The organism is Tenacibaculum sp. AWR4_210 (genome assembly GCF_056160945.1).
In genome coordinates this window covers 404,880-419,395 of sequence record NZ_JBSWYF010000002.1, presented here as the reverse complement: position 1 = coordinate 419,395, position 14,516 = coordinate 404,880, and the positions used below count along the sequence as shown (strand labels likewise).

General features: G+C 40.0%; 14 protein-coding genes. 7 read left to right on the top strand and 7 right to left on the bottom strand.

The annotated features are described in order from the left end of the window. Nucleotides 1-70: 70 nt before the first annotated feature. The gene (locus ACXAG7_RS05260; RefSeq protein ID WP_476666188.1) at nucleotides 71-940 is read right to left on the bottom strand and encodes an alpha/beta fold hydrolase; all 870 of its coding nucleotides are present in this window, start codon (nucleotides 938-940) and stop codon (nucleotides 71-73) included. A 206-nt stretch (nucleotides 941-1,146) separates the two neighbouring features. Beyond that, nucleotides 1,147-2,463, bottom strand: a complete 1,317-nt coding sequence (gene ahcY, locus ACXAG7_RS05255) for an adenosylhomocysteinase (RefSeq protein ID WP_408042149.1) — start codon at nucleotides 2,461-2,463, stop codon at nucleotides 1,147-1,149. 62 nt (nucleotides 2,464-2,525) lie between these two features. Between ahcY and ACXAG7_RS05250 the strand changes: the two genes are divergently transcribed. From ACXAG7_RS05250 to ACXAG7_RS05225, 6 genes are all read left to right on the top strand, one after another. Continuing rightward, complete coding sequence (locus tag ACXAG7_RS05250) at nucleotides 2,526-3,152, top strand: 4'-phosphopantetheinyl transferase family protein (protein ID WP_476666187.1); 627 nt, start codon at nucleotides 2,526-2,528, stop codon at nucleotides 3,150-3,152. 56 nt (nucleotides 3,153-3,208) lie between these two features. Continuing rightward, nucleotides 3,209-3,469 carry a hypothetical protein gene (locus tag ACXAG7_RS05245; RefSeq protein ID WP_408042147.1) on the top strand — a complete coding sequence of 87 codons (261 nt, stop codon included), beginning with the start codon at nucleotides 3,209-3,211 and terminating at the stop codon, nucleotides 3,467-3,469. Next, complete coding sequence (gene pnuC / locus ACXAG7_RS05240; protein ID WP_408042146.1) at nucleotides 3,453-4,082, top strand: nicotinamide riboside transporter PnuC; 630 nt, start codon at nucleotides 3,453-3,455, stop codon at nucleotides 4,080-4,082. Before ACXAG7_RS05245 ends, pnuC begins: the two co-directional genes overlap by 17 nt. Further along, nucleotides 4,046-4,642, top strand: coding sequence for an AAA family ATPase (locus ACXAG7_RS05235; RefSeq protein WP_408042145.1), 597 nt, complete (start codon nucleotides 4,046-4,048; stop codon nucleotides 4,640-4,642). The genes pnuC and ACXAG7_RS05235 overlap by 37 nt, the downstream gene beginning before the upstream one ends. A 160-nt stretch (nucleotides 4,643-4,802) precedes the next feature. Further along, the gene (locus tag ACXAG7_RS05230; protein ID WP_408042144.1) at nucleotides 4,803-6,098 is read left to right on the top strand and encodes a lipase family protein; all 1,296 of its coding nucleotides are present in this window, start codon (nucleotides 4,803-4,805) and stop codon (nucleotides 6,096-6,098) included. A gap of 245 nt (nucleotides 6,099-6,343) precedes the next feature. Next, nucleotides 6,344-8,713 (top strand): TonB-dependent receptor, encoded by a 2,370-nt coding sequence (locus tag ACXAG7_RS05225; protein ID WP_476666186.1) that lies wholly within the window; start codon nucleotides 6,344-6,346, stop codon nucleotides 8,711-8,713. 36 nt (nucleotides 8,714-8,749) lie between these two features. Here the strand turns inward: ACXAG7_RS05225 and ACXAG7_RS05220 are convergent, their stop codons facing one another. Then, the gene (locus ACXAG7_RS05220; RefSeq protein WP_408042142.1) at nucleotides 8,750-9,172 is read right to left on the bottom strand and encodes a hypothetical protein; all 423 of its coding nucleotides are present in this window, start codon (nucleotides 9,170-9,172) and stop codon (nucleotides 8,750-8,752) included. A gap of 339 nt (nucleotides 9,173-9,511) precedes the next feature. After that, complete coding sequence (locus ACXAG7_RS05215) at nucleotides 9,512-10,564, bottom strand: zinc metalloprotease (RefSeq protein WP_408042141.1); 1,053 nt, start codon at nucleotides 10,562-10,564, stop codon at nucleotides 9,512-9,514. 388 nt (nucleotides 10,565-10,952) lie between these two features. Here ACXAG7_RS05215 and ACXAG7_RS05210 point away from each other — a divergent pair, with 388 nt between their 5' ends. Then, on the top strand, nucleotides 10,953-11,657 hold the full coding sequence (locus ACXAG7_RS05210) for a Bax inhibitor-1/YccA family protein (protein WP_408042140.1): 705 nt from the start codon (nucleotides 10,953-10,955) through the stop codon (nucleotides 11,655-11,657). A 57-nt stretch (nucleotides 11,658-11,714) separates the two neighbouring features. Here ACXAG7_RS05210 and ACXAG7_RS05205 read toward each other — a convergent pair whose 3' ends face one another. Genes ACXAG7_RS05205 through ACXAG7_RS05195 form a run of 3 tightly spaced genes read right to left on the bottom strand, consistent with a single transcriptional unit; the run spans nucleotide 11,715 to nucleotide 14,513 of the window. Next, nucleotides 11,715-13,253 carry a polyamine aminopropyltransferase gene (locus ACXAG7_RS05205; RefSeq protein WP_476666185.1) on the bottom strand — a complete coding sequence of 513 codons (1,539 nt, stop codon included), beginning with the start codon at nucleotides 13,251-13,253 and terminating at the stop codon, nucleotides 11,715-11,717. Between the two features lie 5 nt (nucleotides 13,254-13,258). Further along, nucleotides 13,259-14,041: a hypothetical protein gene (locus ACXAG7_RS05200; RefSeq protein ID WP_476666184.1), complete on the bottom strand. Its 783-nt coding sequence runs from the start codon at nucleotides 14,039-14,041 to the stop codon at nucleotides 13,259-13,261. Further along, the gene (locus ACXAG7_RS05195) at nucleotides 14,034-14,513 is read right to left on the bottom strand and encodes a DUF4178 domain-containing protein (protein ID WP_408042137.1); all 480 of its coding nucleotides are present in this window, start codon (nucleotides 14,511-14,513) and stop codon (nucleotides 14,034-14,036) included. The genes ACXAG7_RS05200 and ACXAG7_RS05195 overlap by 8 nt, the downstream gene beginning before the upstream one ends. Between the last annotated feature and the right edge of the window lie 3 nt (nucleotides 14,514-14,516).

Sequence of the window (14,516 nt, the reverse complement as noted above, 5' to 3'; positions counted from 1 at the left end):
TATCATTTATTCGTAACAAAAACTAAAAAAGCCTCAACACTCGTTGAGGCTTTTGTTTTTACAGCATTTGTTATTTGATATTAAAAACAGTTTTCATCATCGTCGCTGTTTTTTCAATGGCCGTTCCATGTCCGCCGTTAGGTACGAGAACCACCTTTGCTTTTTTCGATTTTAAAAAGGCAATTTCAGCGCTAGACAACGGTCCTACTTGTGCGTCTCGATCTCCGTATACATAGGTTACTTTTGAGAGGTCCTTAAGAGCGGCCCATTCTTTAGTATACCTGTGATACCCTAATCCAGCCGCTAATTTTGACATATTTTTTTGCTTAACACCAGGTATATTGTGCGCTTCGATCGTATAATTTCCCGACGCGTCAAATACATAACGCGTTACCATCCCTTTGCTAAATGGCTCCCAAGTTTCCTTGTCGATATCGAGGCGTCCTACGGAAATTAAATAACCATCTGCCACGTCCTTTCCGTAATTAGCTATTAGCTCTTGGGTCATAAAAGCACCGAAAGAAATCCCGAGTACATACACCTTTTTCTTCGGCTGCGCCTTGTAAAAGTCTACCACCTTCTTTAGGTTAGCTACACTCTCCTGATCGTATTTTTTTGCCTGATCAAAACTAATTTCTCGGCTGGTAAACAAGGATGGTTTTGCGGTTTGCACTTGATGAACATTCACCACCAAGGCTTGATCTTTAATACCTGCTTTTGTTAGTATATCTCCTAAGGTTCGTTCATCTAAAGCCGTTTCCGGGCCTCCTTGTGTATTGATGATAACTGTATTGGAATTCCTATTGCCGTGAAAGGTCACCAGTTTTGCTATCTGTTTAACATCGGTTGTCGGGTTGTCTAATGTGTCTTTTTCATTACAAGCTGTCAAACAGCAAACTGCTACAACGAGTAGCAGCGTTTTTTGCATCATAGTTTTCATTTGTTTTGGGTTTTAATTATTGTAGGTAAAACAGCTCAACCTCCACTTCCCCAACTGAATTTTAAAGGTTTAACAGCGGATTAACAACAGCTCTTAAAAAAGGGCTTCCTTTCTTAAAAAACTCCCAAACTATGTTAACAAAAAAAAACCTCCAAATAACGTATTTGGAGGTTTTGAATATCAACTACGAAGTAGTCTTTATGCTATTAGTATCTGTAGTGCTCAGGCTTAAATGGTCCTGCTACGGTTACACCGATGTACTCAGCCTGATCTTGACGTAACTCTGTCAACTCAACACCGATTTTCTTTAAGTGTAATTTTGCTACTTTCTCATCTAAGTGTTTTGGCAACATGTAAACTTCGTTCTTATACGCTTCTGAATTGTTCCACAATTCGATTTGCGCCAATGTTTGATTGGTAAACGAATTCGACATTACGAAACTCGGGTGTCCTGTAGCACAACCTAAGTTTACCAAACGTCCTTCTGCCAAAATAATGATATCATTACCATGTACGTTGTACTTGTCAACCTGAGGCTTGATTTCTACCTTGCTCGCTCCGTGCTCTCCGTTTAACCAAGCCATATCGATTTCGTTATCGAAGTGACCGATGTTACAAACGATGGTTTTATCTTTCATTGCTTCGAAGTGCTCTCCGCGAACGATATCTTTGTTTCCAGTCGTTGTAATTACGATATCAGCATTACCAACTACGGTTTCTAACTTTTTTACTTCAAATCCGTCCATTGCCGCTTGTAAGGCACAAATTGGATCGATCTCAGTCACGGTTACAATACTTCCTGCCCCTCTAAATGAAGCAGCAGTTCCTTTACCTACATCTCCGTATCCACATACTACAACGCGTTTTCCAGCTAACATTACATCTGTAGCTCGGCGAATAGCATCTACTGCTGATTCTTTACATCCGTATTTGTTATCGAATTTAGACTTCGTTACAGAATCGTTTACGTTAATTGCTGGCATTGGCAATGTTCCGTTTTTCATACGCTCGTATAAACGGTGTACTCCTGTGGTTGTTTCTTCTGACAATCCTTTGATTCCGTCAACTAAGTGTGGGTACTTATCCAATACCATATTGGTTAAATCTCCACCGTCATCTAAAATCATATTCAAAGGTTGCTTATCCTCACCGAAGAATAACGTTTGCTCGATACACCAGTCAAACTCCTCTTCGTTCATTCCTTTCCATGCATATACTGAAGTTCCAGCAGCAGCAATCGCAGCAGCAGCTTGATCTTGAGTAGAGAAAATATTACAAGAACTCCAAGTAACCTCAGCTCCTAATGCTTGTAAAGTCTCGATTAATACAGCCGTTTGAATCGTCATGTGTAAACAACCTGCAATGCGTGCTCCTTTTAACGGTTGCTCCTCTTTATACTCTTCGCGTAAGCTCATTAATCCAGGCATTTCTGCCTCTGCCAACTCAATTTCTTTTCTTCCCCAATCAGCTAAAGAAATATCTTTAACTTTGTAAGGAACGTATGTAGCTGTATTTGTGCTCATATTTTTTGTATATTTATTATCAATCTTTCGAGCTGCAAAGTTACGGAATAACTTTTTAATTTATGCCTATTTACAAAACTGTAACACTTGTTAACAATATTAAAGTATTGATTTGGAAGATAGAAGAGTCTATCGAAGAATTAACGACTGGAATCACGTTGACAACAACGAGTCAAAACCGCGTGGATGCCATGAAGTCAGAACTCCACCAAAAAGGTTTTCTCAGTATCCGGCATTTACTCAAAGAAGAAGGCTATACCGATAGCGATTTGCGCTATGACGAATTCGGAAAACCACACCTGAACAACGGTCATCACATTTCCATTACGCACTCATTTACCTTTACGGCCATTATTATTTCACCTGAACATCCGGTAGGAATCGATATCGAAAAACGCCGCGATAAAATTGTGAAAATTGCCCATAAATTCACCCCTATAGACGCCTATAAGTCCATCGCCAACCACGATGCCCTGGTGAGTAAACTCACGGTAGTTTGGGGAGCTAAAGAGAGTTTATACAAAATATACGGAAAGAAAAAACTGTTGTTTCTAGACCATATCTACATTGAAGACTTTGCCTTTGAAGATCAAAAAACTTCTGGTACAATCTTGTACGAAAGTAAATCGGACGACTACGATGTGCACTTTGAAGAAATTGAGGATTTTACCTGCGTATACGCCTTTTAGAGGGGCGATTATGTGCTGAGAACTTCGTACCTTAGCCCCCCTTGAATGAATCAATTATGCAAATATCTGTCGAGCTTACCTTGAGTCCGCTACAAAACGAATTCGAAGCACCAATTATCGCGTTTATTAAAAAATTACGCGCTTCCGGTTTAACGGTTATTGAAAATCCACTGAGTACCCAAGTGTACGGCGACTACGATGTCGTGATGCCTTTGCTACACTCCGAGATAAAAAATGCCTTTGAATTGATGGAAAACGGACTTATCTTCCTGAAAATTGTAAAATCTAACCGAAGCGATTATGAGCCAAATTTTTGATTTTCTCTTCGGGCAATACAGTAGCTACGCCCCATTGGATGTAGCCTTAGAATTTATCGCTGTAATTTTTGGAGGACTCTCCGTTTGGTTCTCGAAAAAAAATAATATTTGGGTATTCCCTACAGGTATGTTAAGTACCGCTATTTTCGTGTACCTGCTGTTGAAATGGGAACTGCTTGGAGACATGATGATCAATGCCTACTATTTTATCATGAGTGTATACGGGTGGTATGTTTGGACCCAAAAAGTAAACGGCGCCGAAGTGACTCCCATCTCTAGAACTACGAACAAAGAAAAACGCATTAGTGTACTCATTTTTATAGCGACTCTATTATTTGTATTTGCCGTATACCAAACCTTTGACAAATGGAATTCTTGGACCGCCTATGTAGACACCGTAACGACCGCTGTTTTCTTTGTAGGAATGTGGTTAATGGCCCGCAGAAAAATAGAAAACTGGATCTATTGGATTTTAGGCGATTTAATTTCCATACCTTTGTATTTCTATAAAGGATTCACCTTTACCAGCATACAATATTTAGTTTTCACCTTCATCGCTATATTCGGATATATTTCATGGAAAAAGCACTTAAGCAACGCGACATTAACCTAGTCAAAGTAGTTTTATTCGGTCCTGAAAGTACAGGAAAAACGACGCTCTCTGAGCAACTTGCTCGTCATTACAATACTGTTTGGGCTCCGGAATACGCCAGAGAATACCTACAAGACAAATGGAACAACGAGCGAAAAACCTGTGAAGAAAGCGATTTAATTCCCATAGCTGAAGGGCAGATGAAATTGGAAAATGACCTCGCTTTAAAAGCAGATAAAGTACTTATTTGTGATACCGATTTACTAGAAACTAAGGTGTACTCTGAGCAATATTACGGAGGTTTTGTTGACCCAAAACTCGATGCGGCCGCTCAAGAGAACACCTACGATGTGTATTTCTTGACCTATATTGATACGCCATGGGTAGCCGACGACTTGCGAGACAGACCTGAACAACGTGAAGAAATGTTCAACGCTTTTGAAGATGCTCTTAAAAAATATGAAAAGCCCTACGTTTTACTCAAAGGAGACAAAACGACCCGCTTGCAAAAGGCAGTGGCACATATCGATAAAATTTTGACAGAAAAAAGCAATTTATACACCTTTTCACAAAACTTATAAGCCCCCAACAGCACACACATACCCAATACTAGCTGAGTTAAGCACTAAATACGAACTCTTACAACCATCACAGTCAGTACCATAACGAGAAGACAGTAATTTTAATCCTGTAGGCTTCCCTCGAAAGCCGCTGATTAATCTAACTAAACAATTGTTCGTTATGCAACCAACCTATTCTAAACAACAAATTATCCACAGCCTATCGCTCGCCAGTAACAGCGCTTATGGCTTGAGCTTTCCCAATAATCAAGACTGCGGAAAATCATTTGAACAACTCCAGGGCTTTGTAAGTGGTCTCGCAACCGCACTACTCGCTCAAAAAGAAATTAAAAAACTCATCGGTGACGACTGGAAAGAAGTGTGGGGACCTGTCGTCTACGCTACCGACGAAAATTCTTCCGCCGCAATTGCCGACAATACGATGGGCGTATACTACAGCCCGCAGTTAAACCTCTTTGTGATTGCCATTGCCGGAACCAATCCTATTTCCTACTTCGGTTGGATGCACGAAGATTTTGATGTCAACAAAACTGTATCTTGGAAGTCTATTACAGGAAAGGGAAAAGGAGCTATTGCACAAGGTACCGCCAGAGGCCTTGAGATACTCACTAAAAAAATGAAATTCCAAGGAAGAGGTCTGTTAGAAGGACTACAGCACTTCATTTATGAAAACGGTATCAAAGCTGCCGAAGTAGCCGTTGCCGGACATAGCCTAGGAGGAGCCCTTTCACCTGCTTTGGCACTGTATTTACTACACACACAAGCTACCTGGGACACCACCAACTCCATGAAAATAGCCACCTATCCTTCGGCAGGTCCGACCATAGGAACTCATCCAAAACTCGGAGAGAGTTTTGTCAGTTACTACGAAAGTTTGCTTGCCAAAGACGGTGCACTTACCTTCGGAAAAATTGCCTACCACGCCGTTAAAAATGACCTCGACATCGTACCCATGGCATGGCAAGCCAGTACACTTGCAGCCATTCCAACGCTGTATCAAGATTTCGGAATTACACCAGACATGATTGGTCCGATAACTCAGATCGCCGCCATCAATAAAATCAGCACGCGTCCTTTACCACATGTAAAAAACTACCGACAAATACAACCACTTACTGCACTCAAAGGTAGCTTTGACAAAGCCTCTGATCAGGTTTTGCGTACGAAATTTAGCTTTGTACGTTATTTTACACCCAAGCAGTTACACGCATTTACCCCAGCCCTGGAAAATCTGGTTCGTTTTTTAATGCAGGCGGGATATCAGCATACAACAGCCTATTCTAGTTTGCTTCAAATTACCCAATTTATGGATCGTTACGATGCATTGAGAACAGCGCTTATTCCTGACAATTGTACCCAAAAAGACTGTGTTCAAGATCAGGTAAGTACCTTGACGGGTATTGACATGACTCAGCTATTAGCCTTGCAACCAGAGCCTAGTACCGAAGAAGTATAAGAATGTTCGCTACAGATAAAAACAAGGGGTTTCTTTTCTACATGAAGGAAACCCCTTACCTTTGCGCCGTTCTCATAAAGGGGTGCCATATTCGATACGCTATCGAATTGAAAAAGGCTGAGATCATACCCATAGAACCTAGAACAGGTAATGCTGTTTAGGAATAAGCTGATAAAATTATCAGCCCCAATAATTACAAATCATAACTGAAGAATAATTACCCCTTTTATTCTGAATTGACTATCATGAAGTTGACATTCGTATGTAAAAAAGTGAAGACAGTAGCTTTTTTATTCGTCATGTTACTCGGACTTACAGCTCATGCACAAAGCTATGTGTTGAGTGGTAAGGTAACTGACAAAAATCAAAACGGTTTAGAGGGAGCCACCATTAGTATTCCTTCACTACAAAAGGGAACCATTACTGACGTTGAGGGGAACTTTATGCTCAAGGTACCGGCCGGTAAACAAACAGTTCGCATTGCCCATATCGGTTTTACTAGCTTACAACAAGAGATTGACCTCAAAGAAAATACGTCGATCACCTTTGTTTTAAACAGTGATCACGTTTTAGACGAAGTACTCGTGCAAGCGGTACGTGTAAAAGCCGATGCTCCTGTAACACACAGTAACTTGAGCAAAAAGGAAATCGCCAAACGCAACCTAGGTCAAGACATTCCTGTTTTATTAAACTATTTACCTTCGGTAACCTCATCATCTGATGCTGGTGCAGGAGTTGGATATACCTACATTCGCGTTCGTGGTTCGGATGCGAGTAGAGTAAATGTTACGATCAACGGAATTCCTTACAACGATGCGGAGAGCCAAGGGACGTTTTGGGTAAATATGGGAGATTTTGCTTCTTCGACTCAAAGTTTACAATTACAACGTGGTGTAGGAACCTCTACCAATGGAGCTGGAGCTTTTGGTGCGAGTTTAAATATCTTAACAGATGCCATGGCTGAAGAAGCTGGTGGAGAAATTGCCAATTCATTTGGATCTTTCGGAACTAGAAAACACACGGTTAAATTTACTACAGGACGTATCAACGAGCACTTTGAATTAGCCGGTAGACTTTCAAACATCTACTCTGATGGGTATGTAGATCGTGCATTTACGGATTTAAAATCGTACTTCTTACAAGGAGGTTATAAAAACGGAAACACCTTTATCAAGGCACTCGTTTTTGGAGGAAAAGAGAAAACCTACCAAGCTTGGGCCGGATTAACCCCAAAGCAATTGGCACAAGACAGACGCCAAAACCCGTATACCTACGAAAACGAAACCGACAACTACTGGCAAGACCACTACCAATTGCACTGGAATGAAAAACTAAATGCACAATGGTCAACCACTGTTGGTTTAAATTATACGCGTGGTAAAGGATATTTCGAACAATTCAAATCAGGAGTATCGGCCGCAGCTTACAACAATTTGGTACAAGACAAAAGTAACGCCATCGTTCGCCGTTGGTTAGACAACCACTTTTATGTGGCTAACGGAACCTTAACCTATACCAACGACAACTTGGAAGTGATCTCAGGAGTGTCGTACAGTAAGTACAAAAACGAACATTACGGAGAATTAATTTGGGGAAATGCACTCGCTACCAATACGCAATGGGGAGATCGTTACTACCAAAGTAACTCAACGAAACAGGACTGGAGTGTTTTTTCAAAGGTAAATTTCAATGTTACTGATGAATTAAAGGCTTTTGTAGATCTTCAAGGACGCTTTATCAATTATAGCACCGCAGGTCTTACAGATAAACGCGCAGCGATTGCTGTTGATGAAAACTATCGTTTTTTCAATCCAAAACTAGGATTCACCTATACCTTTAACAACGAACACAGCTTATACGCTTCTTATGCTCGTGCTAATAGAGAACCTAACAGAGCGGATTTTGAAGGAGGGAACAGCCAACACGAAAGCCTAAACGATTACGAATTAGGATGGCGTTTTGCTACGGATCGCGTAAAGTTAAATACCAATGTTTACTTTATGGATTACCAAAATCAGCTCATCTTAACTGGTGCCATTGACCCGAATTCAGGAGAGCCTTTACGCGCTTCAAGCGGAAAGAGTTATCGTTTAGGAATCGAAATTGACGCGGACATCACCCTAGCAAAAACACTGGCACTGCGTCCGAACATTGCGTTTAGTAAAAACGTAAACCAAGATTTCTACGCAAAAATTGACGGGCAATTACAGAATTTAGGAGATACTCCCATCACCTTTTCACCGGACATCATTTTCGGTAATGCCTTGGTGTACCAACCAGTACAATCGGTACAAATCGCCTTCTTATCAAAATACGTAGGAAAACAGTTCATGAGTAACTTCAACAGTAAAGTAACTGATTTAGATGTCTTAAAAGGATTCTTTACCAGTGATTTAAATGTAGTTGTTGAAATTCCAACTCAAAAGGTTTTCAAATCTATCGTATTAAGCGGAACGGTCAACAATATCTTTAACAAAGAATACGTCGATAGAGGGTACTACTATACCTATGACGATACTTGGTCGCAACCAGGTACTACCAAAACAGTAGACGGAGCTGGATACTATCCGCAAGCCACTAGAAACGTTTTATTAGGACTGACACTTAAGTTCTAACAATAAAAAAATCCGAGAATATTCTCGGATTTTTTTTTATTCTGGTTTGCTCAAATCTAAGAGCAAATGTACCAATTCTTTAATCTTTGTAGGTGGATTCCCTTCGTCAAAGGTAGGAGATGTATACCGAACTCCTCGTTGTTCTATCTCTAGGCGTGCCTGTAAGGCGGCATCTGATGAACGCTTGTTTGACGGGACTTCTAAAGTCTTCAGCGCATTCAAAGATACTTCTGATAACAACTTCTGAATTTTTGCTTTTCTCACATAAGAAACCTGATATTTCTTTTGCTGACCGTTGCGATTAAAAACGACTTCATCACCCTCTAAGGTAATTTGGACCTGTGTCCCTCTGGTTTCGGCTTTGTATGTAATTTTATCAAATCCACTGGATTTTTGAGCGCTAACAGCTGTAAAACACATAGCTAAAACGACTAACAAAAAATAAGTTGTTTTCTTCATTTCTAATAATTTGAGCTCAATATATGAAAAAAGACGTATATCTTACAAAGCATTCCTCTAATCCACTTCAATCATTCATAATTATTAGACAGTGTAAGAACAAAGCCTTTCCTACTCCATCTGCATAAATGATACCAAAAGTAATTCAACCCTTTTCCACATATAGGCTATTCATTATACTAGAATCAAAAATTACAAAGAGCCATTCAACAACTCATTATGACATGGATGAGAAACGTTGTGCTACAGTGGGATCACTATTTCCGCAATCAACTACACAATTGCATAGCAATTATTAGCGCTAAAAAAAGGATACCGAAGTATCCTTTTAAAATTGTATTAGTTAAGCATTGAGGCCCTTGCTCCTCCAGACTGGAAAATCGCTCTCATTCTCGATTTTTGACCTTCGGTAAACAAGCTCATACAAGCATCGTTCGTATAATCCATATAATTCATGGTCATATCATTGGAACGACAGTTAACGGTTGGATACGAAGGGCATCCATAATTAGGACCGTCTGATGATGGTGTATCCGCTACAAAATCGTCCTGACGACATCTACCATCACCCCAAATATGACGTAAATTCAAATAATGACCAACCTCGTGAGTCATAGTTCTACCTCCATCAAACGGTGAAGATACGTAACCTGTAGTACCAAAGTACTGAGGTGCACATACCACGCCATCGGTTGCTGAATTTCCTCCTGGGAATTGTGCATATCCGAGAATTCCTCCACCGATATTACACACCCAAATATTTAAATGGGTTGCTGGAGTAATAGGCGGATACTCAGCTTTAACGGCATCATTAGTTCCCCATGAAGTTCTTGAATTCGCATAACGATACGTTCCTGCCAAGGTAAATTCTATTTCACTATCTGCAGCAACCCCAGCAAATTCACTTGGTGTATTCGAAGCATCTGAGTTCGCCTTTCTAAAATCGTCATTGAGTACTCTCATTTGAGAAGTGATCTGTGCATCGCTAATATTCTCATTAGAATTGCTGTATACTACGTGAATGTATACCGGAATGGTAATCACTCCTAAATTATCTGGAGTAGATCCTCCGCCACCGCCACCGGTGCCACCGCCGCCGTTGCCGTTACCATTTCCATTTCCTCCCTTTTTAGCTGCAATAAACTGACGCGTTGCGTACTCGATATCATACATTTTCTTGTAAAGACCAGGATTCTCCTTAACCTGTCTGTTTAATACCTTCATCGAATGACAAAGATCATTTCCTCCCCTTGCGTGGTTGTCCTCCGTTTCAACATAGAAATCACTCATGTCGATACTTTGTTGTGGTACGATTTCGTCATTTTTTGCTGAGTCTTGACATCCTACCAGGGTAGCAGCCACAACTGCTACAGTTAAAAACATTTTTTTCATGTCTAAAATTTAAAAAATTAATTAATCTAGTTTGTTAAGTTCCCCAATAAACAAACTTTAAAAAAATTACCAATATTTTGGATTATCGATAATTTTAGAAGGGCTTTTTTAACGATTCACAATATATACAATAATTTTAACAATAATTTAGTTTTTTTTTAACACAAAATAAAGGTAACAAGCCCAGCAGTCATCACTAGCGAGCCAACTATTAATAACGATTCTAAATATTTAAAAATTAAACAATTAACCAAAAAACGTCAAATTTTAAACAATAAACCGTTCAAAATGGTTATTCATAGAATTTTCAATCGATAATAAAAACACCTTTCTCAAACATCAGAGTATCCTATCAATATTCCTATCTTTACTCCAAAAAAACTACCACATGGAAAATTCATTTGACAACAACAAGGTTGCCGTTGCCCAACTTTCTGCTGCGGAACGCGTTGCCTTTTACAAAAAGACCTATGCACACGTTGCTGGAGGTGTATTGCTATTCTTTTTATTTGAGTTTATGTTCTTGCAAAGCGCGAGTATCGTAAACTTTGCGGTTTCAATGACGCAAGGCTATAAATGGTTACTCTTGCTAGGAGGATTTATGCTCATCACGAATTACGCAGAAAGTACCGCACTGAAAACCACCGACAAAAACATGCAATACCTGGCCTATGCCACTTATATTTTCGCAGAAGCCTTTATTTTTATTCCGTTGATTTACATCGCTATTGAAACTACAAATAGCACAGCATTAATTCAACAAGCAGCGATCGTAACGTTAGGACTGTTCGCAGGAATCTCTTCAATTGTGTTTATCACCAAAAAAGACTTTTCTTTTTTAAGGTCTATCTTATCAATTGGTTTTTTTATTGTGATCGCCCTCATTATTGCAGGAACCCTTTTCGGATTTAATTTGGGGCTTTGGTTCTCTGTTGGTATGTGTGTATTAGCGGCAGGAAGCATCCTTTACCAAACGTCTAATTTGGTACATGAATACACCAACGAAGAATATATTCCAGCAGCATTAGGCTTGTTTGCCTCGTTAATGCTTTTATTCTGGTACGTGCTTCAAATTTTAATGTCGCGCGACTAATAACGAAGCCACTTTTAACAGTATAAAAAAAGCATCGTCCACTTCGGCGATGCTTTTTTAGTATAAGTCCCAATTACCATCTCGGTAATAGGTGTATAATTTAGGTTCAAAAATGGTATTCACCTCCACCCCAGTTGTATCTACCAAAGGTTTTCCAAAACTGATTAACTGTGGTATGGCCTCTGCTGTTAACCATTTTAGTTTCATCCGCTCAAAACCTCGGGTATCCATGATTCTTCCTTTTACTGGTTGCTTCATTCCTAACACCCAGCCCCACTCTCCTAAAGTGAGCACTTGATTGTGCATTGGGAGGGTTTTAAAGCCCGCAGCTCGAAAGGTTTTATCGATACAATAAAAAGCTTTGGTAGCGTAGTATGGGCTTCCTGCCTGAGTTATTAACACCCCTTCTTCACGTAGCTTTTGATAACACAATTGGTAAAACTGCTTCGTATACAACTTGTTCAAATCAACTGAATTAGGATCGGGCAAATCCACAAATATGGCATCAAATTGCGCAGGAGCCTTTTCTAAAAAGTTAAACGCATCTTCAGAAACACAAGTTACCTTGGGGTTGTTCATGGCATTCTCATTCAATTCTTTCAACACCGGGTAGGATTTTCCCAATGCAATCATGCGCGGATCGAGGTCAACCAAGGTCATTGACTTGACTTCTGGATACCGCAGTAATTCGCGAGCCAAACAGCCATCACCTCCACCCAAAATTAAAATATTACTTCGTTGTTTTAATAAACTCATTGGGATATGAGCCATGGGTTCGTGATACATAAACTCGTCGAATGACGACAATTGCTGATTGCCATTAATATAGAGAGAATGCCAATTTTTCCACTGAGTAATCACGATCTTTTGATACCGAGTTTGCTCACTAAACACAATTTTATCTTTGTATTTTACCTGTTCTCCGTACTTCACGATGGGTTTTGCAAAATAGACTCCAACAACAATAGCAAGCGTTACCAAGGCATAGGCTATTTTCAGTCCTCGTTTTGCAGCAGGCGCAATGTATTCTTGCAATATCTTAAACAGGAAAAACGAAACGGTTAAATTCAATATCCCCAGTACAAAAGGCGTATAGGTCAACCCTAAATACGGTAAGCCGACAAAGGCAAAAAATAACCCACCCAACAAACTTCCAAAATAATCTTTCTCCAAGATACTGGAAATGTTTAATCGGAGTTCTTCAAACTCATCATTGATTCGGGTGGCAAAGGGAATTTCCAAACCAATCAGCAGTCCGATAGCGATGGAAAGACAGTAAATTACCAACCAAGAAATGTCCGTAACACCGTACACCCAGTAGGCTACCAACGCTGAAAACGATACGAGTATAGACAGCAGTAATTCGGTGAGTATAAACCAGACGATTACTTGAGAGGTAAAGCGCTTGCTAAACCTACTCCCCAAGCCCATTGCAAACAGCATTATCGAAACAATTAAGGTAAACTGTAAGATGGCATTCCCGATAAAATAAGACGCCAAAGTCGATAAAATATACTCTGCTACGATGCCACTCACCCCCGTTGCAAACAAGGCTATTTTTAATGCGAGTGATTTTTGTTTTTTACTGTATCCCACCTTGCTTATTTTCCAAATCCTCCTGATCGCGAACGCGTTGAAGACCCGTTTGAGAATCTCGATGAACTACTCGACGTTCTGCTTTTTCTTCTAACAGAACCATTCCACCTATTCATATCCTGCATTTTTCTCGTAAAGAAATTAGAACGGTTTTTTCGTTCATAACTACTACGCGTACCATAGGCATAGGTACCGCTCGAAGCATTTGGTCCGTAATAACTTCTTCCTTCACTTGCATTTCTTTGGTAAGCGTTGAAACCATTACTATATACAGGACCTCTGTTACGCGAACCTAACCAATACCAAAAAAACGGACTCATCGAATGCGATCGCCATACGCGGTTACTTGAATGAGAACCAGCAGCGGTCTTAGTTGAATCTTTCTGTGTTACCCACTCTCCGTGTTTTTCGTTTCCAATGGCCCATCCGAACCCAACAGGCTTCGCTATTCGCGACACCTTTCCGTCGTGTTTCGAGTAGATTTCCATTCCCAAGTCATTCTCGTGTTTTTTAAAGAATTCTTTGTTCACCACACGCCAAGGTTGCTTGTATACATGGAGTGAATCTTTCTCCATACTCAACACCTTATACTTGTGCTGATACAAGAGGTATTCCGGATTTTCTCCAATTTTCATATCGTCTAAAACGACAGAAAAATCGTTCCATTTAAACTTTCGGATCAGCTGTTCAATAGGCTCTTCAGAAACCTTTTTAGCCGTTTTTAAGTTATCACCACAACTCACCAATGCCACTGCTATTCCTAGCAGGAGTAAACGATACTTATTCATAACGTAAATTTTTAATTTTTTTTGCTTTAATTTCCTCCCCTAAAAACGTTTCAAAACTTCCATCACTCCACAATTCAACCGTCACAAATTCATCGCCTTTATAAAACTGAAAACACTTTAAATTTTCCCGAGCCGAGCGGGCTGTTAAATTTCTAAAATCCCCTTCGTATACCTCGTCCAATTCGTAGGTTTTACCGTTGAAGTACAGTTCTTCTCGTTCCAGACCTTCTTCTATATCACCCTGATCCATGCTAATTGCCTTACTGAAATACACTTCGTACGCCCCTTTGTAAATTTCTACCTCTAAATAGGCCTCTTTACCTTTTGAGCTCAAGGTATACTCTACAGACGAACCGTCCATTTTCCAATCGTATTCTCCAATAGCTACGATTTCCCAGTCAGTTCCATAAACTTCAAATTTACACCCTACACGCAAGCGCTCTAAGGGTTCTGTTGTCGATTTTCCAAACATAAT

Coding starts and splice junctions, on each gene's coding strand:
- ACXAG7_RS05260 (WP_476666188.1), bottom strand. CDS start 940: ATGAAAACTATGATGCAAAAAACGCTGCTACTCGTTGTAGCAGTTTGC.
- ahcY (WP_408042149.1), bottom strand. CDS start 2,463: ATGAGCACAAATACAGCTACATACGTTCCTTACAAAGTTAAAGATATT.
- ACXAG7_RS05250 (WP_476666187.1), top strand. CDS start 2,526: ATGCCTATTTACAAAACTGTAACACTTGTTAACAATATTAAAGTATTG.
- ACXAG7_RS05245 (WP_408042147.1), top strand. CDS start 3,209: ATGCAAATATCTGTCGAGCTTACCTTGAGTCCGCTACAAAACGAATTC.
- pnuC (WP_408042146.1), top strand. CDS start 3,453: ATGAGCCAAATTTTTGATTTTCTCTTCGGGCAATACAGTAGCTACGCC.
- ACXAG7_RS05235 (WP_408042145.1), top strand. CDS start 4,046: ATGGAAAAAGCACTTAAGCAACGCGACATTAACCTAGTCAAAGTAGTT.
- ACXAG7_RS05230 (WP_408042144.1), top strand. CDS start 4,803: ATGCAACCAACCTATTCTAAACAACAAATTATCCACAGCCTATCGCTC.
- ACXAG7_RS05225 (WP_476666186.1), top strand. CDS start 6,344: ATGAAGTTGACATTCGTATGTAAAAAAGTGAAGACAGTAGCTTTTTTA.
- ACXAG7_RS05220 (WP_408042142.1), bottom strand. CDS start 9,172: ATGAAGAAAACAACTTATTTTTTGTTAGTCGTTTTAGCTATGTGTTTT.
- ACXAG7_RS05215 (WP_408042141.1), bottom strand. CDS start 10,564: ATGAAAAAAATGTTTTTAACTGTAGCAGTTGTGGCTGCTACCCTGGTA.
- ACXAG7_RS05210 (WP_408042140.1), top strand. CDS start 10,953: ATGGAAAATTCATTTGACAACAACAAGGTTGCCGTTGCCCAACTTTCT.
- ACXAG7_RS05200 (WP_476666184.1), bottom strand. CDS start 14,041: ATGAATAAGTATCGTTTACTCCTGCTAGGAATAGCAGTGGCATTGGTG.
- ACXAG7_RS05195 (WP_408042137.1), bottom strand. CDS start 14,513: ATGTTTGGAAAATCGACAACAGAACCCTTAGAGCGCTTGCGTGTAGGG.